This is a genomic window from Rhizobium albus, from assembly GCA_030160035.1.
Lineage (GTDB): Bacteria > Pseudomonadota > Alphaproteobacteria > Rhizobiales > Rhizobiaceae > Georhizobium > Georhizobium albus.
The window spans coordinates 164,243-188,390 of record BSNO01000001.1 but is presented as its reverse complement, the minus strand read 5'-3'; the positions used below and the strand labels follow the sequence as shown (position 1 = coordinate 188,390).

Below are 24,148 nucleotides of genomic sequence, written 5' to 3'. Positions count from 1 at the left end.
GGATGTCGCCGGGCTGGATCATCTTCGCTGAACTGACGCTGGTGCTCGGTCTTGCGCTATTCTTCGGCTTTCGTGAACTGCGCAATCTGCGCCGCTACGACCGCGAACGGGCCGAAGCCGCAAAGAAGCAATCAACGCAACCGCGGCATGCGGAAGGGGAGCATGGTCTGGACGACCGGTGAGACGAAGCGGCGCAGATTGACGCTTTCATGCACCATCAAGCCGCGTCGCTCACCGATGGATGCATCAATCAACGAGCGTGTGTAGAAGGGCGCATCTTCAAGCGCCTTCACAAGCGTGGGCTCTATACCGGGATCGCTGCGCGTCCAGCGCTCCATGCCCCAGAGGCCCCGGCGAAGGCTGACGGTGCTTTCGACACCCGGCGCCTCGTAGGGCACGATCTCGCCGTCGACCGCATCGACCGCCACGCAATGGGATCGCCCGTCACTCTCGGTCAGATCATAGAGCAGCCGCGTCCGGTCACCGAGATGCATGCGCGACCAGGACCATCTGGAAAACGCCGCTTCAAGCGGCTCCGACCCATGGTTCATGTCGAGATAACCGTCGCCGCTCCAGCGCAGTTTGAGATGGTCGAAGGCGAGTTCGACTCGCGACCGTGGCGCAAGCGGCCGCCAACTATGCTTGCCCTGACGATCGAGCGGAAACGCAACCCGCAAAGCCTTTTCGAAACGCACCTTGATCGAGCCCTTCAACGCCCTCGGCACGGGCATGCAACGCTCATCGATGCGAAACTCAAGCCCCCATGGCGTCCGCTCCACACTGCTCGCTGCAACCGAGAAACGCGTTGCATCACGACTAAGGGACGACGCACCCCGCTCCGTCATTGCCCACCGGTTCGCGCCCTTGCCGTAAAGCGCGACATTGAACGCCACATGGTTTTCCGGATCGGCCAGACCGTTCCTTCGCGCGAACCGATAATAGGGCGAGAAGACGCTGCCGACGAAGGCGATGACGGTCAGCGCATGCTGGCCATCGTCGCTGGTTGCGTCGAGATACCACCAGCAATAGCCGTTTTCGCCGACATGAACGTCGAAGCGAGGTCCATCCTGGCCGCCCGCGCTGCGTTGATGCCCGACAACGCCACCATCGGAAGACCAGGTCCCGGATGGATCGCCCCGCCTGCCTGGTAGAGAAACGGCACCCCGGTCCGCACCTTCGGGCGCCGAAAGGACGACATCGCTCCGTTCGGCGCCGCGCCGTAAAGCGCTCCCCCCGATCCCGGAAACAGCGCCTCGAAATCCGATGGCATCGTCACCCTGCACGTCACCTCGCGCAACGTCAGCCCCATCTCCGCCAGGCGCATCAAGATCGTGGCTTGCCATTGCTGGCGCTCCCTATCGTCCGAGACATGATCGTCGCCATTGGCCGGCGCATTGGCGAGAATGAAGAGCCGCTCCGGTTCTCCGGGCGTTGGCAGCCCATCGTCGTCCCGGTCCTGCGCACAGACATAGAGCGTCGGCTCGTCCGGCATGGCCCGCCGGTCGAACAGCGTGGAAAACTCCCGGCGACCATCGCTCGAAAAGAAGACATTGTGGCGAATGAGATCGACCCCTTCGGCGACAGCCGTGAGCGACAGCGTGACAGCCGACAGGGATCGTTCCTTCGGCGGACATACGGCGGCAGCAGTGTCTCTGCTATGCCCAATAATCGACAGCGTTGACGGCTCGCCGTTGTGAATGACAGCTTGAGCGTCGAGCACGCGCCCGTCGCCGAGATGAAGCGTGAATCCCGTTGCAGGATCGGGCTCGATTGCCTCGACGCGGCTCCCCATCAGAAACCGGACGCCGCGATCCCGACACGCTTGCGCAAGCCCCTCGGCGAACCGCACCATGCCGCCCTCGACGAGGTAGACACCGGCACGCTCCACATGGGCGATCGTCATCAACGGCCCTGGCGCCTGATAGGGCGAACCGCCGCAATAGGTGGCGTAACGCCCGAAAAGCTGCCTCAGCCGCCTATCCTTAAAGTGATAGCCGATGACCGCGTCGAGCGAGCGAAACGGCGCGATCTTGAACATGGCGCCGATGCCGCCGCTCAGTGTCAGTGAAGCCGCACTGGGCGCTGGCGCAGCCATGAAGCTATCCTTGAGCGCCAGATACGCATCTTCCGCCCGTCGGCTGAAATCGAGGTAGCCGCGCGCTTCACGGGCACCGGCAAAACGCGCGACAGCAGCTGCACTCTCCTCAAGATCGTCAAAGAGGTCGAGCCGGCTTCCGTCAGGCCAGAAATGCCGGGCAAGGCACCGCGTCGGCCGCACTTTCACGTAGTTGGAGAACTGCAATCCGGCCCGCTCGAACAGACCTTCGAACACATCCAACATCGTCAGCACGGTGGGCCCGGAATCGATGGCGGTTCCGGAGACATCCAGGCTTCTCAGCTTTCCACCTGCATGCTCTTGCGCTTCCACCACCGTGACGCAGGCACCCGTTCCTGCCAGGGACAAGGCAGCGCTCAAGCCGCCGACCCCAGCGCCGACCACCACGATTTCGGCCCCCGCAATGTCCGCCGCTGATGGCAAGCAAGGCTCCTTGTGTAAATCTCGATTTACATGCAAGATGATCATGACACTTTACACCGGTGGAGGGAAGCATGCGAGCGATCGACCCCGGACAGGATCCCGGCATCCGGATTGAAGAGGCGTTGGCGGAAGCACTGGCCCGCGCCTGCACCGGTCACGCGCCACCCCTGCTCGCCGCCGCCTACCACCATGCCGTGTTTCCAGGCGGCGCACGGATCAGGCCACGCCTCACGCTTTCAGTCGCTGCCGCCTGCGGCGATGACCGCCCGGCGCTGGCCAATGCGGCAGCGGCTGCCATCGAACTCCTCCATTGCGCATCACTGGTGCATGACGACATGCCCTGCTTCGACGATGCCGACATGCGGCGAGGAAAAGCCTCCGCGCACCTCGCCTTCGGCGAACCGCTCGCGCTTCTCGCGGGCGATGGCCTGATCATTCTTGGTTTCCAGACGCTGGCAATGGCCGGTGGTTCAAGCGCTGAGCGGGCGTTGCAACTCACGATGATCCTCGCCCGCGCGACAGGCATGCCGGGCGGCATCGTCGCCGGCCAAGCTTGGGAAAGCGAACCCGAAATCGACCTCGTGCTCTACCAGCAGGCCAAGACCGGCTCCCTTTTTGCGGGTGCCGCCATGGCCGGCGCCGCAGCGGCAGGGCAGCCACACGAACCATGGGCCGGGCTTGGATACAGGCTTGGCGAAGCGTTTCAGGTCGCCGACGACATCCGCGACGTCTGCGCCACACAGGAGGAAGTCGGCAAGCCCATCGGCAAGGACGATGCTTTGGGCCGCCCGAATGCGGTCAAGGCGCTCGGACTGAAGGGCGCAGTCCGCCGCCTCGCATCGCTCATCGATGAAACGATCGAAGCCGTGCCGGATTGTCCCGGTCGCGAGGCGCTCCGCCATCAGATCCAGCGCGAATCCGCGCGGTTCCTTCCGGCGTCCAGCGCGCTCCTGCCCGCATGACATGGTGGATCACCCCTATTTTGCCGGTTCGCCGCTACGCCGCCTGCTTTCGGCCTTCCACGCATTCCGGAGTCGGCAGGTTGCACGGCGGGACTTTCGAGATTTTGCCGCGCGTTTCCCGCTAACCCGGCCGATCGCGCGCCGCAACGCGTCTCGCCTCTTCGATCTCACCGCCGGCTTCGTGTACAGCCAGGCCCTGTCCGCCGCCGTCGCGCTCGATCTCTTCGATCGGATGGCGCGCCATCCTCAATCAACCGCAGACATTGCCGAAATCGGCGGCATGCCGATCACATCCGCGCACACATTGATGCGCGCGCTCTCCTCCCTGGACCTCGCTCACCAGCAGCCCGACGGTCGCTACGGGCTCGGAACGCTCGGGGCAGCGCTCGTCGACAATCCTGGCGTCATCGCCATGATCCGCCATCATGGTCTGCTTTACCGTGATCTCACCGATCCGCTGGCGCTTTTGCGCACGCTGAAATCCGACACGGAACTCCGCCGGTTCTGGAACTACCGTGATGCGGAGGGCAGCGAAGACGACGCCGCAGCACGCTACAGTGACCTGATGGCCGCCTCGCAATCCTTCATCTCGGCAGAAATTTTCTCCGTCTACCCCATCCACAATCATTCGGTTGTGTTGGATGTCGGCGGCGGCGACGGCAGCTTTCTTCTGGCCGTCGCGGGCCGGACGACAAAGGCGAGACTGGCGCTGTTCGATCTGCCCGCCGTTGCCACGATCGCACGCCAGCGTCTGGCCGCACATCCCCTCGGCCACCGCATCGACGTGCACGCCGGTAGTGCCTTCTGCGACACTCTTCCGGTCGATGCCGACCTGGTGACACTGAACCGCGTGCTGCACGACCACGATGACGGTGACGCTCAGCGATTGCTCACCAATCTCCATCGGTCGATGAGCCCGGGCAGCCGCCTGCTCCTCAGCGAGCCGATGTCCGAAACCGATGGCACCAGCGCAATGGCCGACGCCTATTTCGGCTTCTATCTGCTTGCCATGGGCCAGGGACGCCCCCGCTCCGCCGACGAAATCGAGATGATGCTGGAGACCGCCGGCTTCAAAAAGATCCGCGCGCTTCAATCGCGCCAACCCCTGCTGTCGCGCAGCATTCTGGCAATCCGATAGACCTCCACCTGTCACAATTTGTACAAAAGATTTGACAATCTAATGTGTCAATATATGCTGACACTTGGTTGCTGGAAGTGTCATCTTTCGCAACCACCAGGAGCAGGTCATGAACGCGCATGCCGTAGTCCTTCACGAGCCCAAAAATCTGTCGGTGGTCGATCTCGGGCTGAAGAGCCGGGAAGACGACGACGTGGTCGTGGCGGTGCACTACAGCGGCGTCTCCACCGGCACCGAAAAGCTGTTCTGGAGCGGAACGATGCCGCCCTTCCCGGGCATGGGCTATCCGTTGGTTCCCGGTTACGAAACAGTTGGCGAGATCGTGGAAGCCGGCCCGACATCCGGACGCAAGCCGGGTGACTTCGTCTTCGTTCCTGGCGCTTCCTGCTACCGTGACATGCGCGGCCTCTTCGGCGGCGCTGCCTCCCGCATCATCACGCCCGGCAACAGAACGACGATTGCGCCGCGCGCCGCTCAATCCGTGCTCCTGGCGCTTGCCGCAACCGCTTACCATGCTCTGCAGACCTGCCCGAGCCGGGCGCCTGATCTCATCATCGGCCACGGCGTTCTCGGGCGGCTTATCGCGCGCCTCACGATCGCCTGCGGCGCCCCTCCGCCCACCGTCTGGGAAACCGATCCGGAGCGCCGAACCGGTGTAGAGGGCTACAAGGTCGTCGATCCGCTCGAGGACCAACAGCGTGATTATGTCTGCATCTGCGATGCCAGCGGCGACAGCGCAATACTCGACCCGGCAATCCGCCATCTCTCGCGCGGCGGCACGGTCGTTCTCGCTGGCTTCTATGATCAGCGCGTGGGCTTTGCCTTCGCCCCCGCCTTTATCAAGGAATGTGCGATCCGCATCGCCGCCGAATGGCGCCCCCATGATCTCGCAGCCGTCAGCAGACTGATCGAAGAGAACCGCCTCACGCTCGATGGCCTGATCACCCACAGCAGCCACCCGGAAGATGCCGACAACGCCTACCAGACCGCCTTTTTCGACCGCTCCTGCCTCAAAATGATCCTCGACTGGAGAGACATCCGATGAATTCTCACGTGAAGATCGGCGCGAGCGAAACGAAATCCGGCGCGATGGACGACCTCCATGCGGCGCTGCGGGCTGAAGCCTCCGAGCCGATTGCGACGCCAGAGACCGGTGAAGCGAAGAAGGCCACGCAGATCATCGCGATCTACGGCAAGGGCGGCATAGGCAAGTCGTTCACGCTTGCCAATCTGTCCCACATGATGGCGCAGCAGGGCAAACGCGTGCTCCTGATCGGTTGCGACCCGAAGAGCGACACGACATCGCTTCTCTTCGGTGGCCGCGCCTGCCCCACGATCATCGAGACTTCGTCCAAGAAGAAGGCGGCCGGCGAAGAAGTTGAGATCGGCGACGTCTGCTTCAAGACGGGCGGCGTCTTTGCCATGGAGCTTGGCGGGCCGGAAGTCGGCCGCGGCTGCGGTGGACGCGGGATCATTCACGGCTTCGAGCTTCTGGAAAAGCTGGGCTTCCATGAATGGGGTTTCGACTACGTGCTGCTCGACTTCCTGGGCGACGTGGTCTGCGGCGGCTTCGGTCTGCCGATCGCCCGCGACATGTGCCAGAAGGTCATCGTCGTCGGCTCCAACGACCTGCAATCTCTCTATGTTGCCAACAATGTCTGCTCGGCGGTGGATTACTTCCGCAAGCTCGGAGGGAACGTCGGCGTTGCCGGCATGGTGATCAACAAGGATGACGGTACCGGCGAGGCAGCCGCCTTTGCGGAATCGGTCGGCATACCGATCCTTGCAGCCATCCCGGCCGACGAGGACATCCGCCGCAAGAGCGCCAATTACGAGATCATCGGCCTGCCCGGCGGGCGCTGGGGATCGCTCTTCGAAGAGCTGGCGCTCAATGTGGCCGAAGCAGCACCGGTACGGCCAAACCCGCTGGAGCATGACGGCCTGCTCGCACTCTTCAAGGGCAGTGATGTCGGCGCGGATGTCGTTCTTCAGCCGGCCAGCCAGGCTGACATGCGTGGCGGCATCGTCATCGAAAAGCAGTCCCTCGAAGTCGTCTACGACGTGGTTTGAGCACCATCATGGATGAGCGTCCGACACAGATGGATCAAGGATCGCCGCTTTCAGTCGAAAGCGGTGACGAGACGGGCCGCGAAAGTGACCACGGCTCACCGGTCCTGGATTCGGTGGTCAATGACCGCCCCGCGTCGGCCGCCGGCTCCTGCCATGGCGGCAAGGCCGAGATGGACCGGGCAGCGCGCGCCAACGGCAAAAGCGCGATGCTCGACCAGCTAAAATCGGACTACCCGACGGGCCCGCATGACCAGCCGCAATCCATGTGCCCCGCCTTCGGGTCTCTCCGCGTCGGGCTGCGCATGCGTCGCACGGCAACGGTGCTTTCGGGTTCCGCCTGCTGCGTCTACGGCCTGACCTTCACGTCCCATTTTTACGGCGCCAAGCGCTCGGTCGGCTACGTTCCGTTCAATTCCGAGACGCTCGTGACCGGCAAGCTTTACGAGGACATCCGCGACGCCGTCCACACGCTGGCCGATCCGGAACTCTACGACACGATCGTCGTCACCAATCTCTGCGTACCCACCGCATCGGGCGTCCCACTTCGCGCTCTGCCCAGGGAAATCAACGGCGTGCGCATCATCGGCATCGACGTGCCGGGCTTCGGCGTGCCGACGCATGCGGAGGCGAAAGACGTTCTGGCCGGTGCGATGCTCGCCTATGCCCGCCGCGAAGCCGAACAGGGGCCCGTTGCGCAGCCAAGCAACGCAGTCACCGGCAAGCCGACTGTTGCCCTGATCGGTGAAATGTTCCCGGCCGACCCGGTCAGCATCTCCCGCCTGATCGAACCCCTTGGCCTCGCCGCGGGGCCTGTGGTGCCCACCCGCGAATGGCGCGAGCTCTATAGCGCGCTCGACTGCACGGTCGCAGCCGCGATCCATCCGTTCTATACCGCGAGTGTCCGCGAGTTCGAGGCCGCCGGCCGTCCCGTCGTCGGCTCGGCGCCTGTCGGATTGTCGGGCACGGCAGCCTGGCTCGACGCTGTCGGCAACGCAGCCGGCGTCGCGCCCGCCATCATCGACGCTGCCAAAGGCCTCGTCCTGAACCCGATCGCGGCTGCATTGAAGGCAGCGCCGATAAACGCCCGCATCACGCTTTCCGGCTACGAAGGCTCCGAACTGCTGGTCGGTCGGCTCCTGAAAGAATCCGGCGCAGATCTGCGCTATGTCGGCACCGCATGCCCGAAGACCCGCTGGTCGCAGGAGGATGCAGCCTGGCTCGAAGCCCATGGTGTCATGGTGAAGTTCCGTGCCTCGCTGGAAGACGATATCGCAGCCTTCGAGGAATTTTCGCCGGATTTGGCGATCGGCACGACGCCGGTGGTCCAGCACGTGAAGCAGCGCTCTGTTCCGGCGCTCTATTTCACCAATCTTATCTCCGCCCGTCCACTGATGGGCATCGCCGGCGCCGGTTCGCTGGCGACGGTCATTAACGCCGCAATTGCCGGCAAAGCGCGTTTCGACCGCATGACGGACTTCTTCGAAGGTGTGGGCACCGGCGCAACGGCCGGGGTCTGGCCGCAGGTCGGAGGGTCTGTCTGATGCTGGTCCTCGATCACGATCGTGCTGGCGGGTATTGGGGCGCCGTTTACGTCTTCACCGCACTCAAGGGCTTGCAGGTCATAATCGACGGGCCCGTCGGCTGCGAAAACCTGCCGGTGACCTCCGTCCTGCATTACACCGACGCCCTGCCGCCGCATGAACTGCCGATTGTCGTCACAGGCCTCGGCGAAGAGGAACTCGGCCAGATCGGCACCGAACAGGCGATGAAGCGCGCCCATTCGACGCTTGACCCGACTATCCCCTCGGTCGTCGTGACGGGCTCCATCGCCGAGATGATCGGCGGCGGCGTCACACCGGAAGGCATGAACATTCAGCGCTTCCTGCCGCGCACGATCGACGAGGATCAATGGCAGAGCGCCGACCGCGCACTCGCCTGGCTTTGGAAAACCTTTGGCCCGAAAAACAAGGCAAAGGCGCTGGAAAAAGCCAAGGCAGCCGCCGAAAAGCGCGGGGGCAAGCCGCGCGTCAACATCATCGGCCCCGCCTACGGCATGTTCAACATGCCCTCCGACGTCGCCGAGATCCGCCGCCTCGTCGAAGGCATCGGCGCCGAGATCAATCTCATTTTCCCGCTCGGTTCGGACCTCGCCGACGTTCCGCGCCTGATCGATGCCGACGTCAATGTCTGCATGTACCGCGAGTTCGGGCGCAAGCTCTGCGAGGACCTCGATCGCCCCTATTTGCAGGCGCCGATCGGCCTTCACTCGACCACGCTTTTCCTGCGCAAGCTCGGCGAACTCACCGGCCTCGATCCCGAACCGTTCATCACTGCCGAAAAGCACACGACGATCAAGCCGATCTGGGATCTCTGGCGCTCCGTCACCCAGGATTTCTATGCGACGGCAAGCTTCGGCATCGTGGCGGGCGAAACCTATACGCGCGGCATCCGGCATTTCCTCGAAGAGGACATGGGACTGCCCTGTAACTTCGCATTTGCGCGCATGGCCGGTGCGAAGACCGACAATGACGCTGTGCGCGCAGCCATCAAGGCGTCGCCGCCTCTGGTGCTTTTCGGCTCCTTCAACGAGCGCATGTATGCCGCCGAGCTCGGCGCGATGCGTGGGCCGAGACCTGCCTTCATCGCAGCCTCGTTTCCGGGCGCCATCATCCGCAGACACACGGGCACGCCGTTCATGGGCTACGCCGGGGCGACCTATCTCGTCCAGGAAGTCTGCAACGCGCTTTTCGATGCGCTCTTCCACATTCTGCCGCTGGCCACCGATCTCGACCGTGTCGAAGCGACGCCGGCGCGATCCGAGCGTGCGCTGGGCTGGAACGAGGCAGCGCGTGCGCTGCTGGACGAGGCGATCGAGGCCCATCCCGTCTTGACCCGCATCTCCGCTGCCAAACGGCTGCGCGACGCTGCGGAACGGCAGGCTCGCAATGCGGGCGAAGAGGAAGTCGGTATCGGGCGCATGCGCTCGGTGCTGAACGGAGAATTGGAGCCGGCGTGATGCCGGGGCGGCTTTGCCGCAGGAGGGACTGCACATGGCTGTCATCGATATCGCGAGACCCGGACACGACCGGCGCGAGCGCCGCGCGGAGTATCGGGAATACCGGCTCACCTATTTTGGTGTTTTCGCCTTCTTCCTGATCGTCGCAGTCGGGCTGCGGCTCGCGCCGCGCCGAATGCGCGCATCGGTTCCCGCCCTGAGCGGCCAGCGATCGATCCTCACCGAGGTTCGGGTCGCAGCAAGCAGCTGCATACCGTTCGCCTATCGCTGAACGGGGACAGATCCCCTGCGGTCCGCCGCAAGGGAAACGCCGAGGAGGCCTTCGGGCTGAGACGGCAACGAAGACCCAGCCGGCACGATCCCGTGCCGTCGGGGACCATGGCCGAAGGGCCGAAACCTAGGAGGTAGACCATGGCTGAGAGAATCGACGGCGCGCTGTCGGGGCTTTCCGAAGCAGAAGCCAGGGAATTCCACTCCGTCTTCATGAGTAGCTTTATCGGCTTCGTCATCGTCGCGGTCATCGCTCACATCCTGGTTTGGATGTGGCGCCCGTGGCTGCCGGGACCGGAAGGCTACGTCTCGCTCAACGACGGCATCCAGCCGGCGCTCAGCGCTCTTCAGACACTCGTCGGCTGAGGGAGAGAAGACCATGTGGAGAATCTGGCTGCTTTTCGATCCGCGTCGTGCACTCGTCGCGCTTTTCACGTTCCTGTTCGCACTTGCTCTGTTGATCCATTTCATCCTGCTCAGCACGGAACGGTTCAACTGGCTGGAAGGCGCGCCGCAAGCCGCCCCCGCCGCCGCATCGATCGAACAGATCGTTCCGAACCCGTCCGAGCATCAACTCGGATAGGGCCGGTTCAAGACCGGTGCGGGCGCCGGCGGCCAGTCCGCCACGCCCGCGTCCATCCGCGCAAAATAGGCTGCGAAGTCCGCCCTCGTCGGGAGCGCGGCAACGGGTCCTTCTGGGAAGGGAGATGGCGCCATGGCAATGCTCAGTTTCGAACGGAAATATCGCGTGCGTGGCGGCACGCTGCTCGGCGGCGACCTCTTCGATTTCTGGGTCGGCCCCTTCTATGTGGGCTTTTTCGGCGTCACGACGATCTTCTTCTCGTTCCTCGGGACGGCGCTCATCATTTATGGCGCGGCGATTGGGCCGACATGGAACCTGTGGCAGATCTCGATTGCCCCGCCCGACCTTTCCTACGGTCTCGGCCTCGCACCCCTCAAGGAGGGCGGGCTCTGGCAAATCATCACCATCTGCGCCATCGGCGCTTTCTGTTCGTGGGCTCTGCGGCAGGCGGAAATCTCGCGCAAGCTCGGCATGGGGCTTCACATCCCCTTTGCATTTTCCTTTGCGATCTTCGCCTACATCTCGCTCGTCGTCATCCGCCCGGTTCTGCTCGGCGCCTGGGGCCATGGTTTCCCCTACGGCATCATGAGCCACCTCGATTGGGTGTCGAATGTCGGCTACCAGTATCTGCACTTCCACTACAATCCGGCGCACATGATCGCGATCACGTTCTTCTTCACGAACGCGCTCGCGCTTTCCATGCATGGCGGCCTGATCCTGTCGGCCACCAACCCGCCAAAGGGTGAGGAAGTCAAAGGACCGGAGCACGAAGACACCTTCTTCCGCGACACGATCGGCTACTCGATCGGCACGCTCGGTATCCACCGGCTCGGCCTGTTCCTCTCCGTTTCCGCCGCGTTCTGGAGCGCGGTCTGCATCATCATCTCCGGTCCCTTCTGGTCACGTGGCTGGCCGGAATGGTGGACCTGGTGGCTCAACCTGCCGATCTGGTCGTGAGGAGGCGATACCATGTTCGAATATCAAAACATCTTCACGCGTGTTCAGGTCAGATCCGAGCCCGATATGGGCGTTCCGATGCGCACGGGTGCATGGGGGCGTGAGCCTCATGCCGGCTTCTCCTACTGGCTCGGCAAGATCGGCAACGCTCAGGTCGGCCCCATCTATCTGGGGTGGACCGGCATCGTCTCGCTCATGTGCGGTGTCATCGCTTTCGAGATCATCGGTCTCAACATGTGGGCCTCGGTCAACTGGGACCCCATCCAGTTCGTGCGCCAGTTGCCATGGCTCGCGCTTGAGCCGCCGCGGCCTGAATATGGCCTGACGATCCCCCCCATGTCCGAAGGCGGCTGGTGGCTGATGGCAGGTTTCTTCCTGACGACGTCCATTCTTCTGTGGTGGGTGCGCGTCTATACGAGAGCACGCGCGCTCGGTATGGGCACCCATGTCGCCTGGGCCTTCGCCTCTGCCATCTTCCTCTATCTGGTGCTCGGCTTCATTCGCCCGCTCCTGATGGGCAGCTGGTCGGAAGCCGTTCCCTTTGGCATCTTCCCGCATCTGGATTGGACCGCTGCCTTTTCTCTCAGATACGGCAACCTGTTCTACAACCCGTTCCACATGCTCTCGATCGCCTTCCTCTACGGGTCGGCTGTTCTCTTCGCCATGCACGCCGCTACCATCCTTGCGGTGTCGCGTGTCGGCGGCGAGCGCGAGATCGAGCAGATCACCGACCGCGGCACGGCCTCGGAACGTGCAGCACTCGTTTGGCGCTGGACCATGGGCTTCAACGCCACGATGGAATCGGTCCACCGCTGGGCGTGGTGGTTCGCCGTGCTGGTCACGCTGACCGGCGGCATCGGTATCCTGCTTACGGGCACCGTCGTCGACAACTGGTACCTCTGGGCCGTCAAGCATGGCGTCGCGCCGATGTATCCCGAAACATGGGCACCGCTGCCGGATCCGGCAGCAGCGCTCGCCATCGAGTAGGAGGGCGCCATGAGAATCGCACTGTCGTTGATCGGCATCGTCGCTGCCGCCTTGCTGACGATCGCCATGATGCTGACCTGGGAGCGACCGCCGATGGAGGTCACCCAGATCGGCTATCGCGGCACCGGGATGGAACAGGTGACCAACCCGCGTATCCAAGCCGCAGCCATCGCCATCCCGGAGCCGCTTTATCCGCCGGAATCGCCTGAAGGCACCCGCGCTTCGGAAGTCTATGAGAATGTCCAGGTGCTGGGCGATCTCTCCGACGCGCAGTTCAATCGCCTGATGGCCCACATCACCGAATGGGTCGCCCCTCAAGAAGGTTGCGGTTACTGCCACAACCTGGAGAACATGGCGTCCGACGAAATCTACACCAAGGTCGTCGCCCGCTCGATGATCCAGATGACCTGGGACATCAACCAGAACTGGGATGACCACGTCGCCGAAACCGGCGTCACCTGCTACACCTGCCATCTCGGCCAGCCGGTGCCGCAGTCGGTCTGGTACCAGAACGAGGACCTCCCGGGTGCCGGTGGAATGGCGGGCGACCGCAACGGGCAGAACGTCGCCACCGAGGTCGCGGCCTACTCCTCGCTGCCCTACGACGCGTTGACCGACTACCTCGTCGACCGCCAGGTCATCCGTGTGGTGCCGACCAATGCCTTGCCGCTCGAAGATAAGCCACTCATGCCCATCCAGTCGGCTGAAAATACCTACGGCCTGATGATGCACATGTCGGATGCGCTCGGCGTGAATTGCACCTTCTGCCACAACACCCGCTCCTTCGCGAGCTGGGAGACGAGCCCGACGCAGCGCACGACGGCTTGGTACGGCATCAACATGGTCCGGGACATCAACCAGGATTACATTCTGCCCCTGACCGGCGTTTTCCCGCCTAATCGTCTCGGCCCGCAAGGCGACGTGCCGAAGGCCGTCTGCTCCACCTGCCACAACGGCGTGAACAAGCCGCTTGGTGGGATCAGCATGCTGCAGGACCATCCGGAACTGGCCGGCCCTCCAGAGATGGCGAGCGGCATGCCCGCTGCAGAAGGCAACGACGGCGACACTATGGAGGCTCCGCTCGACACTGCTCCCGCCGAGGCACCGGCGGATGGCGCCGCTGTGCCGGATGCCGAGGATGCGGTTCCGGGTGATCCGGCTCCAGCTGATGCCGGAACGCCGGATGATGCGGCGACGGATCCAGCTTCGGTGCCCGACGCATCCGGCACGGAGCCACCGGCGACTGACCAGAGCCAGCAGCCCGTCGCACCGGCAGACGCAACGGACGCGCCCCCTGAAGACCCGGCAGCGCCCGCTGCAACCGAAGAAGCCGTGCCACCGGCCGCCGAGGAGCCAACTCCTCCAGCGCAATAGGCAAGTCCGAAAACGGACGACGGGGCTCCCCGTCGTCCGCAACCCAATGCGCAAATTGGCGGCCTCGGCGGCGAGACGGTTTTCCTCCCGAACCCAGATCCCTGCCGACGCCATTCGAAGCGGCCCCGGATCAAACCGGGGCCGTTTTGCATGTGAGAAGCTGCCCGTAGGGATGCGCTCAGGCAACCCTCGGGCCTATGCGCATACTGGGCCGCTTAGCCTCTAAGCAGGGATCTGCTGCTCGGCTGGCGTTGTCGTCTGCGTCATCCCTCGGGCAGGGACAACCGGCGGCACACTTGGGCCCTGCACGGTCCTGACGCGCGTCTTCTGGCCTTTCAGAAGCCGTGCTTCCCATTCCAGGTAGTAGGCGAGCAGGAATTGCAGCGCGATGCCGGCACTCAAGATCGCCGTGTCGAGCAGGAAGCCCGTTTCCGTGACCTGGCTAACGACCTGACCGGCCATGGAGAGGATCGTACCGGCAACGAAGACCGGCAGTCCGTGACGCCCCATCACCGCCAGTGGATTGCTGTGAGCGAGGCGCGTGAACCTGGAGAAGATCGGGAAAGCGAGGAAAACGTAGGCCAGCGCCAGCACATGCAGAAGCCGAGGCAGCGTCAGGAACGTCTTGTTGAAATCCCCGAGAACGAAGGGCAACGGCAAGGCCTTTTCCAGCCCCCAGAGCGGCAGCTTCACCCATGCGAGGCTGACCAGAAGATAGACGATCGAAGCACCCACCAGACCAGGATGGATGGCGATGCGCCCACCGCGCTTCACATGCATGACGCCGGCCATGCCGATAGCGAACAGGAACTGCCAGGAGAGCGGGTTCAGGAACCAGATGCCGCCACCCGGAAAGTGGGGCGGGCCGATGCGGTAGAGACCAGCCAGCAGCCAGAGCGTTGCGGAGACGGCAAGCATGAGCCGCAGGCTGCGCGTCCCGATCAGCAGCAGAACAGGCACCATGACGAGGACGGCCGCGTACATGGTGAGAATGTTGTTGTAGCCGAGCTGGTGGCCGAGAGTGACGATGCCGAAGAGCGCCATGGGCGTGTCTTCGAAGACAGCCTTGAGGTTGATGCGGGCAAGCAGATCCGGTGCCGAGAAATAGATTGCCCCGGCAGAAAAGATCGCGATCGTCACCATCGTGGCCATGATGTGCGCGACATAGAGCGTGAACGCCCGGCGCCATGCTCGGATCGTGCTGGCGAGCCGCTGCCCCGCTTGGAACTTCGATCCATAAGCCAGCCCCACGGCGATCCCGGAGATCAGCACGAAGGCCTCCGTTGCATCCGAAAAGCCGAAGTTCCGGCTGGTGAACATCTCGTAGGGGTTGCCCGGCACGTGGTTGATGAAGATCGTGATCAACGCCAACGCGCGCAGCACATCGAGCCGGCTGTCACGGCTGTCAGTCAATGGCGCAGCCAGCGGCAAGGACTGCGCATTCTGTCTTCCAAAGAAACTCATCGGGTCTTCAAGCCTGTCCAAGCTTCGCCGCCCCGCGACGCTCGATGGCTGTCGCAAGGTGGACACCGTTTAAGGCACGCGCGCACCCACTGGCCCGCGCCCTACCGGCAAAAAATGTCCCTTGAAACCTGCACCGGCCGATTGGTGATCTTGTTTTTCTTCTTGATCGGCCGGACGAACTCAAACGCCACGAGCGGCGTTTGGTTGCAAGCTATAGTGCGATCCCCGTCTTCACATTCTCCACCAAGACGTCATTGACGGTGATGCGCAGCTCTGTCCCATCGCGTTTGACCTCGATGTCATAGGTCTTGTCCTCGAGACGCAACTGCGCGGAGAAACCGGGCCAGCCTATTGGCAGGCTGGGATCAACGATAAGGCGATCGCCCTGTCGCCGGATACCCAGAATGGCCTCCACCGCTGCGCGATAGAGCCAGCCGCCGGAGCCGGTGTACCAGGTCCATCCCCCACGTCCGTCGCGTGGACCACCGGAATAGATGTCGGCGGCCACGACATAGGGCTCGACGCGATAGCGGTCGGCTGCAGACCGATCGAGCGCATGGTTCACAGGGTTGAGCATCGCAAACGCACGATGCGCCTCGTCCCCACGGCCCATCGCGGCCAGGGCATAGACCACCCAGGTTGCGGCGTGGGTGTACTGGCCGCCGTTTTCACGCACCCCCGGCGGATATCCCTTGATGTAGCCGGGCTCCTTGTCGGAGTTTTCGAAAGGCGGCGTGAAGAGCCGGATGATCTGCGCATTGTCATCGACGAGATGATCGATGACCGCATTCATCGCCTGCTCGGACCGTGCCGGATCACCGAGACCCGAAAGCACGCTCCAGGACTGGGCGATGGAATCGATCCGGCATTCGTCGCTGACATGCGAGCCGAGCGGCGATCCGTCGTCGAAATAGCCGCGGCGATAGTAGTCGCCATCCCAACCGGGTCCAGCAAGCGCCGCGCTGAGCTTTTCCATATGGGCGCGCCAGGCATTCGCCCGCTCCGTGTCACCGCGCTCCAGCGCGATCGGCGCGAAGCGATCGAGCACATGGATCAGGAACCAGCCGAGCCACACGCTTTCACCGCGCCCGCCTTCACCGACCCGGTTCATACCGTCGTTCCAGTCCCCGCCAAGGATCAGCGGCAGCCCGTTCGGGCCCGTGCGTTCGACCGCAAGATCGAGAGCGCGCGCGCAGTGCTCGTAGAGCGGCGCGGTGTCGTCCGAAAGCTGCGGCTGGAAGAAGCTGTCATGCTGACCTTCCGCAAGAGCCGGACCTTCCAGGAATGGCAATGGTTCTTCGAGGATTGCTCGGTCCCCGGTCACCTGAAGATATTCCGCCGTTCCGTAGCCGAGCCACACGACGTCGTCCGAGATCATCGTGCGGACGCCGGCGCCCGTGGCAGGCAGCCACCAATGCTGAACATCGCCTTCGCGGAACTGCCGCCCCGCCGCATTCAGGATCTGCGCCCGCGCGAGCGATGGGTCATGCAGCATCAGCGACAGCGTGTCCTGCAGCTGGTCGCGGAACCCATAGGCACCGCTTGCCTGATAAAATGCGGACCGCGCCCGGATACGGCAGGCCAGCGACTGATAGGGCAGCCAGCGATTGACCATGAAGTCCATCGCCCGGTCAGGCGTCTCGACGGTAAGCGTCGAGAGGAAACCGTTCCATTCGGCGTTGATGGCCGTGAGGGCCTGATCGAAATGCGCCGGCGATGCGAGCGCGGCGATGCGCTCGGCCTCTGCCGTGCTGTCCGTATCGCCGAGAGCGAAGATCACCGTGCAGCTTTCGCCCGGTGCGAGATCGATATCCTTCGCGAGTGCGGCGCACGGATCGCCATCGGGCTCCAGCGTACCGTCGAGGGGATAGAGTCCATAGACGGCTTCCGGTCGATAGATTGAGCCACCGCTGCCGATGAATGAGCGCCGACTGGTGGTGAAGCTGTCGGCACCGTCCAGCGCCAGAAATGCGGTGCGGCCGGCATAGTCGATACTGTACGGGTTGGTGGCCGTCAGCACGTTCTCCGACGGCCGCTCAGATTTCACGAAGGGGGCAGTTCGGCCGCGATTGCCGCCAAGAACCCATTCCACGTAACCATAGATCCTGAGCTGCCGGCTGATCTCGCCGTCGTTGCGAATGGTAAGACGCGAAAGTTTGATCGGGTTTTCTGGGTCGACGATCTGTGTGAGCTCGAGCGCGAGACCGCCGCGCGCGGTCGTGAACGTGCTGAACCCTTGCCCGTGCCGCACTTCATAAATTTCGGGCCCATCCTCGGCGAATGCCGCAAACGGTGTCATCACGCGGCCGGACTGACGGTCGGCAACGAAGAAGGCTTCGCACGGCCGGTTCTCGACCGGATCGTTGGTCCATGGCGTCAGCTGATAGTCACGTGAATTCAGGCTCCACGTGAACGCCGAACCTTCTGCCGCAATGTGCCCGCCGAACGTGCCGTTGGATAAAACGTTGATCCAGGGCTGGGGCGTCGCTTCGCCGGCACGCAGGCGCATCACATAATGCGCGCCCTTCTCGGCAAATCCGCCATAGCCGTTAAAGAATTCCAGATCGCTGCCGTCGACCGCTGCGGAACCGGGTAGCGCTTTGACGGCCCGGCCCGGCACCACCGGCGATGTTACCGATGGCGCAGCAAACGCCTGGCGGTCGTCATCCACCTGCGCGGGACGGCCTTTCAACTTGCGCTCCGCCTCCGCGGAGGCGCGGGCAGCCGCCGCGGCACGGTCGATCTGCGTCGACAATTTGCCATTGCGGGCATGGAGCACGATCCGCGAGGCGGCGAGCAGCTGCTCGTAAGTCGCCTGGTCCATCAGGTCGCGCCGCACGGCGAAGATGTGCTGGCGAGGACCGTCTGCCGTGCCGCGCAAGCGCGCATTCTCGCACATGGATTCGATCGCGTTCTGCAGATCCTGCGCGTAGGAACTGGCCTTCTCGTTGATCACGACGAGGTCGGCGACAAGCCCGCGTGCGCGCAGATATTCCTGGCCAAGAAGCGCCTTGCGCACGATTTCGAGGTCGGTGTCGTCGTTGATGCGAAGCGCGCAAATCGGATAGTCGCCCGAAATGCTGAGCGGCCAGAGAGCCGACTGCCGCGTGAGACCCGACGTGAAGGATTCCGTCCCGCTGCGAAGCTCGAGATCCGGATAGACGAGGTATCGCGCAAGCCGCTGGAAATCGGCGGCTTCCTGCGAGCTGACACCCACATGGCGCGTCTGCACCTGCGACCGGGTCCAGGCTTGCATCAGCTCGTGATTGAAGCTTTCCGCATGGCGGTAGCGCGCCACCGCCTCTTCCAGCTCCGAGCGGCTCGGTGCCGCGATCGTCCAGAAGATCACCCGCGTCTTCTTGCCGGCAGGAACGCGCACAGTGCGCCTCAGCGACAGGCAGGGGTCCATCGTAAAGCCCTGGCTGCCGGACAACGCATCGCGCCCGTCGAAGGCCTGCGCCTCGCTGAGCGTGCGGCCGCGCCCGATGAAGGCTCGGCGGTCCGTTTCCACCTGCGTCTCACGGCTTGTGTTGGAGCTGTCGACGATCAGGTGTGCCACCTGCATGTCCGGGTCGCCGGGCGACCGCTTCTTGCGCTCCGCGAAGATGGCATCGCCCTGCCGGGCAATCTCGGTCTTGACGAACATCTTCGAGAAGGCCGGATGCGCCATGTCGGCATCATCGGCCCCGATCACCAGTTCGGCGAACGATGTCACCTCAATGAAGCGGTCCTCTTTCGAAGTGTTGAAGATCGTGAGCCGCTTGCCCTCGGCGTCGCTTTCCACGCCGACGATGCATTCAAGTTCGGTGCGGATATCGCCAACCGTCTTGTAGAACTCGGCCTTGTCGTCGGCAAAGATCGCCGTCGCCTTCTCACCCGGAGCCTGTTTCGGCTCGACCGTTGCCGACCACCAGTCACCCGATCGCGTATCGCGCAGGAAAATGTACGATCCCCAGCGGTCTTCGGTCGGGTCCGGCCGCCAGCGCGAAACGGCAAGGCCGTTCCAGCGCTGATAGCCCGAACCGGTAGCCGTCAGCATCGTGGAAAAATGACCGTTCGAAAGCAGCACGACCGTCCGATCTGCGACTTTCGGATTTTCCACGATCCGCAGTGCTGGCCGCCGTAGGTCGGTCGTCCCCTTGTCCGCCAGCTTTTCCTCATGCTTGACGGTGATGACCGGCACATCGCGCGGCGCCTTTTCCTGAAGCAGCAGTTCCGCCGCTTCGATCACCGGATCGCTGTGGAAGAGATCTCTGAGGCGACCCGAGAAGACGACATTGGCGATCGCGGTGATCGACATGCCGTGATGGTGGGCCATGTAGTTCTTGACCACCGCGTATTTCTGCTTCTCCGGCACACGGCTCGGCGTGAAGTCGACCGCGTCGTAATAGCCATAGCGCCCCATGGCGCCCAGATTGCGCAGGCGCTTGAGGTTTTCGACCGCATCGCGCGGACGGTACTGGCTGGCAAGGATCGTCGCATAAGGCGCGACAACGGCATTTTCGCCCAGCCCACGCTTCAGGCCGAGCGAGGGCACGCCAAAGTTTGTGTACTGATAGGTCATCTCCGGGTCGCGGGCATTGAAGGCCGCTTCCGATATGCCCCACGGAATACCGAGGCTCGCGCCATATTCCATCTGGCGCTTGACGATGAGATTGTTGGTCTGGTTGAGGATGCCGCCCTGGCGCTCCTGCATGACGAGCGGCGGCATCAGATATTCGAACATCGATCCCGACCACGACATCAGCGCGCCATGGGCACCCACCGGCACGATCGGTCGGCCGAGACGAAACCAGTGCTCGGTGGGCAGGTCGCCCTTGGCAATGCCGAACAGGCTGGTGAGCCGCGCTTCGGATGCCAGAAGATCGTAGCAGCTTTCGTCGAGCTCGTTCTCGACGACCCGGTAGCCGATCGACAGAAGACGGCGCTCAGCCCGTAGCAGGAAGCGGAAATCCATCGAAAACGCGATGTCGCGTGTGCGATCACGCAACGCTTCGAGGCGCGAGCGCAGCGCGCTGATCTGCTGCGGCTCGAACACCGCATCTGCCACATGCGCCTCGCAGGCGGAGATGAGGCTGCGCGACCAGGCGACCAATTGCTCGGTCTCCGCCGAGCCGATCTCCCCATGAAGATCGTCGGCGAGCTTTTCAATTTCGCGGGCAAGAACGGAGAGGTTGATGGTGCGGATAGAAGCGAATTCAGGCTCGTGCTTCAACCGTGCGAGCGCCCGGCGGAAACCTTCGATGCGTTCCGATATGCGCTTGCGCAGCGGCCGAACGGTGCGCCGGTCGTCCGCAACCTGATTGAAGGTCTCCTCCAGAATGCCCGCGACATCGTCGATGCCGTCGATCGATCCTTGCAGGAACGCCGCAGGCGCATCGGCCCAGTCGCGGCAGGCCGACGAAACGGCGATCAGGTGACCGGCAAGGTTGCCGCTGTCGACAGCGGACACGTATTTCGGCAGCAGCGGTTGCAGCGTGCGGGTATCGTACCAGTTCAGGAGATGGCCGCGATGCTTCTCCATGCGGTCGAGAGTGCGCACGCACTGCTCCAGACGGCGCACCGATTCCTCAAGGCTGATCCAGCCGAAGTCTCGGGCCGAGACAATGGAGAGCAGATAGATGCCGATATTGGTGGGCGATGTGCGGCCTGCCACGACAGGCGCTGGCGATTCCTGGAAATTGTCCGGCGGAATATGGTTGTGTTCTTCGTTGACGAAGGTTTCGAAGTAGCTCCAGGTGCGGCGCGCGACGCGTCGCAGTTCGTCGCGATCGGCATCGCTGACAACGAGCCGATCCTCGGTCTCGGCCGATTGGCTCACGAACCAGGCGATCGCCGGCGACAGAACCCACAGCAGGGCAAACGGCACGGCGACCAGCTCGCCGCCATTGCCGATCGACAGGAACGGTATCAGAAACGCCAGCAGGCCGATGGCGACCGCTTGCCACATGGATCTGTAATAGGACGCGATGTCGCCGCTCGCGCTGGAATGTGCCTGCGCGGCCGTGCGCCATTCCAGCATCTTCTCGTGGCTGACGAACAGGCGATAAAGGCTTCGGCCGAGCGCGTCAGTCATGATCCAGGCGGTGTGCGCCATGAAGATGACGCGCAGTACGACCTGCGCCGTGGCGGAAGCGAATTCCTCGATCACGGACTGAAGATGCGCGCGCGGAATGATATCGGTTCGCCGCGGGATCGCGCCGGACAGAAGTCCGATGGTCGGAGCGACGAACAGGCTGACGATCATGATCATCTGCCACAAGAGAGCGGCATTAATCGGCAGGATCGTCCAGCCGGCCACCGATCCGAGCACCCAGGCAATCGGCGTCAGCGAGCGGCGGAGATTGTCGATCATCTTCCAGCGGCCAAGCGCGGTCACGCCACTGTTTGCCTTGCAGATGAACGGGAGAAGCTGCCAGTCGCCCCGTGCCCAGCGATGCTGCCGCGATGCTTCCACCTGATAGCGGACAGGAAAATCCTCGACCAGCTCGACATCCGTCACCAACGCACTGCGGGCGAAAGAGCCCTCCAGCAGATCGTGGCTCAAAACCGCATTTTCGGGGATCCGCCCGCTGAGAGCGGCCTCGAATGCATCGATGTCGTAGAGGCCCTTGCCCGTAAACGACCCTTCCTCGCCGATGTCCTGGTAGACGTCCGATACGGTGAAGACATACGGGTCCAGACCGCGATTGACCGAGAAGATGCGTTGGAACGCGGACGCCTCGTGTCCGGTCGTCAGCGACGGCGTCACGCGCGGCTGCAAGATGCCGTATCCCTTCGTCACGCGTCCCGTCTCGGCATCGAACACCGGCCGGTTCATCGGATGCGCCATCTTGCCGGCGAGTTTGGTGACGGCGTCACGCGTGAGGCGCGTGTCGGAGTCGAGCGTCATCACATAGCGGATGTCGGATGGAAGCGGCGTTTCCGGCTCGAGATAGGTGGTGTCCTTGTCGCCGCGAAGCAGCAGGTTCAGCTCGTGCAGCTTGCCGCGCTTTCGCTCCCAGCCCATCCAGGCGCCCTCGGCAGGATTATAAAGCCGCCGGCGATGCAGCAGGTAAAAGCGCGTGCGGCCGTCGAAGGCATAGCGCGCGCTGAGCTCCCTGATCTGCTGGTTGGCATAATTGAGGATTTCGAGATCCTTGGGGCTCTCCTCGACATCGCTGTCGGTCCAGTCGGACAGAATCGCGAAATAGATTTCGCCCGCAGTATTAGCGAGATAATGGACTTCCAGGTTGCGGATCAGCTCGTCGACGCCGTCGCGCGATCCGATAAGCGAGGGCACAACGAGCAGCGTGCGCTGGTCCTCCGGGATGCCCTCCTTGAACTCGTACCCAATCAGCCTGGTTGGCCGAACGGTGAGCGAGACCAGCGTGTTGTAGAGACCCGTCGCCGCTTCGGTTGCAGGCAGCAGGAAAAACGCCAGCAACAGGATGGCCGGCCCGGTTGGAACGCCGAGCGAGGAGAGCAGCCACCACGCAAGCGCCATGAAGACGGGCACGAGTGCGAGGTTCGGAACCGCGATGGACAGCCAGCCAAAGCGCTTGGCCTGCTGCCAGATCTGGTCACGGATCGATGGATGGTACCCGATGGCCTCTTCAAGCTTGGCACGGTGATCGCCGACCACGAACGGTCCGATATCAAGCTCTTCGTCCGGCAAGGCCGCATCGGAGGCCATGGCCAGGGCCGTCTCGGCAACGAAAACCTCTTCCTTCTTGGCCCGGCGGGCGAGACGCTCGATCGCGTCGCGGTAGATGTCGCGCGATTGGAAGTCGAGCCGAGAGAATGTCGACCGCTCTCTCAATATATTGTCGACGCGGCTGACGGTCTCGAACCAGACTGTCCAGTCCGTGTCGTCGATCTTGCGCAGCGAGCGAATGATCGCGCCCATGGTGGCATTGCCGAAGGAAAGGCGGCTGTGCTCGCGCACCAGCACCTCTTCGGCATCCATGCCGCGCTCTTCAAGCCGCGCCTCAAGCCATGAAATCGCTTCCTCGGCGACGGCCGAACCGTCGCGTAGTCGATAGAGCATTTGCGCAGCAAACGCGTTGTCTTCGGTGTGCTTGGCGTTCTCCGAAAGCACACCGCGGCAGCTCTGGCCTGGCTCGAGCTTCTGGATTCGGTCGGCCACCTCGTTGGCAAGCCGGCGCATGTTGCGCGCATGCTCGACGCGCACCGAAATGCGGCTCAGATTTTCGATCAGCACGAAGCGCAGGATCGAGGGCAGCGCCCAGACTTCGCCGATCCTCAGAACTTTTTTCGACTGGTAGCCATCCACCATCGCCGTCAGACTCTGCATCGAGAGCGCGCTGTGCGTATGGGCGATGTACATCCACGCGATGCTCAGCACGCGCGGCAAAGCGCCGACACCCGGCATATCGATCGTCGGCAGCTGCCGATAGAATTTGAGCGGCAAATCCTGGCGCACCTGCCGGATGTTCTGCTCGACCAGATAGTGGTTATCGAGCAACCACTCCGCCGCCGGCGTAATCATCTCCCCGCTTTCGTTCGCCTCGCGGGTCGAGCGATAGGCCTGGAGAATGGCCGCTTCGTTTTCCTTTTGGCGCGCCACGAGATCGAAGGCGCGAAACTCAGGCAGCGTGTGCACCTCGCCCGTGGCAAGCCGCGCGCCAAGCTGCTTGAGGTCCGCGTCGGACAAATAGCTCGCGCGGATCGAATCGTTCTTGTTCATACGCTTCAGGACTTTGGTGACGGCTGCGCGGCTGGATGCACCGCTGCTGGATCGTCGAGGATCCCGAGGCTCTGTCGAACCTGCGGTCAACGCACCATC

The 24,148-nt window shown here is 63.3% G+C and carries 17 protein-coding genes; 13 read left to right on the top strand and 4 right to left on the bottom strand.

The features are described 5' to 3' along the window. Window positions 1-2 precede the first annotated feature (2 nt). On the top strand, window positions 3-182 hold the full coding sequence (locus tag QQL76_RS00850) for a hypothetical protein (protein ID WP_499205957.1): 180 nt from the start codon (window positions 3-5) through the stop codon (window positions 180-182). On the opposite strand, the gene QQL76_RS00845 is transcribed toward QQL76_RS00850, so the two are convergent. Further along, window positions 132-971 (bottom strand): carotenoid 1,2-hydratase family protein, encoded by an 840-nt coding sequence (locus QQL76_RS00845; protein ID WP_499207083.1) that lies wholly within the window; start codon window positions 969-971, stop codon window positions 132-134. The two genes, QQL76_RS00850 and QQL76_RS00845, sit on opposite strands and share 51 nt — an antisense overlap. Before the next feature lie 5 nt (window positions 972-976). Continuing rightward, the gene (locus QQL76_RS00840; protein WP_499205956.1) at window positions 977-2,539 is read right to left on the bottom strand and encodes a phytoene desaturase family protein; all 1,563 of its coding nucleotides are present in this window, start codon (window positions 2,537-2,539) and stop codon (window positions 977-979) included. A gap of 71 nt (window positions 2,540-2,610) precedes the next feature. Here QQL76_RS00840 and QQL76_RS00835 point away from each other — a divergent pair, with 71 nt between their 5' ends. The 12 genes from QQL76_RS00835 (at window position 2,611) to pufC (ending at window position 13,896) form a co-directional block, all read left to right on the top strand. Further along, complete coding sequence (locus tag QQL76_RS00835; protein WP_499205955.1) at window positions 2,611-3,501, top strand: polyprenyl synthetase family protein; 891 nt, start codon at window positions 2,611-2,613, stop codon at window positions 3,499-3,501. A gap of 1 nt (window position 3,502) precedes the next feature. Then, entirely contained in the window at window positions 3,503-4,639 is a 1,137-nt protein-coding gene (locus tag QQL76_RS00830) for a class I SAM-dependent methyltransferase (protein ID WP_499205954.1), read from the top strand. Between the two features lie 109 nt (window positions 4,640-4,748). Continuing rightward, window positions 4,749-5,684: a chlorophyll synthesis pathway protein BchC gene (gene bchC / locus QQL76_RS00825; protein ID WP_499205953.1), complete on the top strand. Its 936-nt coding sequence runs from the start codon at window positions 4,749-4,751 to the stop codon at window positions 5,682-5,684. Between the two features lie 44 nt (window positions 5,685-5,728). Further along, window positions 5,729-6,709: a chlorophyllide a reductase iron protein subunit X gene (locus tag QQL76_RS00820; protein WP_499207082.1), complete on the top strand. Its 981-nt coding sequence runs from the start codon at window positions 5,729-5,731 to the stop codon at window positions 6,707-6,709. A gap of 8 nt (window positions 6,710-6,717) precedes the next feature. Next, entirely contained in the window at window positions 6,718-8,250 is a 1,533-nt protein-coding gene (bchY, locus tag QQL76_RS00815; RefSeq protein ID WP_499205952.1) for a chlorophyllide a reductase subunit Y, read from the top strand. Then, window positions 8,250-9,725 carry a chlorophyllide a reductase subunit Z gene (gene bchZ / locus QQL76_RS00810; protein WP_499205951.1) on the top strand — a complete coding sequence of 492 codons (1,476 nt, stop codon included), beginning with the start codon at window positions 8,250-8,252 and terminating at the stop codon, window positions 9,723-9,725. Before bchY ends, bchZ begins: the two co-directional genes overlap by 1 nt. A 34-nt stretch (window positions 9,726-9,759) precedes the next feature. Continuing rightward, a complete protein-coding gene (locus QQL76_RS00805) occupies window positions 9,760-9,996 on the top strand; it encodes a hypothetical protein (RefSeq protein ID WP_126008187.1) in 237 nt (78 codons plus the stop codon). 140 nt (window positions 9,997-10,136) lie between these two features. Then, window positions 10,137-10,361, top strand: a complete 225-nt coding sequence (pufB, locus tag QQL76_RS00800) for a light-harvesting antenna LH1, beta subunit (RefSeq protein WP_126008185.1) — start codon at window positions 10,137-10,139, stop codon at window positions 10,359-10,361. A 13-nt stretch (window positions 10,362-10,374) separates the two neighbouring features. Then, entirely contained in the window at window positions 10,375-10,578 is a 204-nt protein-coding gene (gene pufA / locus QQL76_RS00795; protein ID WP_126008183.1) for a light-harvesting antenna LH1, alpha subunit, read from the top strand. A gap of 132 nt (window positions 10,579-10,710) precedes the next feature. Next, window positions 10,711-11,535 (top strand): photosynthetic reaction center subunit L, encoded by an 825-nt coding sequence (gene pufL / locus QQL76_RS00790; protein WP_126008180.1) that lies wholly within the window; start codon window positions 10,711-10,713, stop codon window positions 11,533-11,535. A gap of 12 nt (window positions 11,536-11,547) precedes the next feature. Continuing rightward, window positions 11,548-12,522, top strand: a complete 975-nt coding sequence (gene pufM / locus QQL76_RS00785) for a photosynthetic reaction center subunit M (protein WP_126008178.1) — start codon at window positions 11,548-11,550, stop codon at window positions 12,520-12,522. 9 nt (window positions 12,523-12,531) lie between these two features. Next, window positions 12,532-13,896, top strand: a complete 1,365-nt coding sequence (gene pufC, locus QQL76_RS00780) for a photosynthetic reaction center cytochrome PufC (RefSeq protein ID WP_499205950.1) — start codon at window positions 12,532-12,534, stop codon at window positions 13,894-13,896. 222 nt (window positions 13,897-14,118) lie between these two features. Here the strand turns inward: pufC and QQL76_RS00775 are convergent, their stop codons facing one another. Together QQL76_RS00775 and QQL76_RS00770 are read right to left on the bottom strand one after the other, a co-directional pair. Beyond that, entirely contained in the window at window positions 14,119-15,360 is a 1,242-nt protein-coding gene (locus QQL76_RS00775) for an OpgC family protein (protein ID WP_499205949.1), read from the bottom strand. Window positions 15,361-15,571: 211 nt separating this feature from the next. Next, entirely contained in the window at window positions 15,572-24,049 is an 8,478-nt protein-coding gene (locus QQL76_RS00770) for a glycoside hydrolase family 94 protein (RefSeq protein WP_499205948.1), read from the bottom strand. Between the last annotated feature and the right edge of the window lie 99 nt (window positions 24,050-24,148).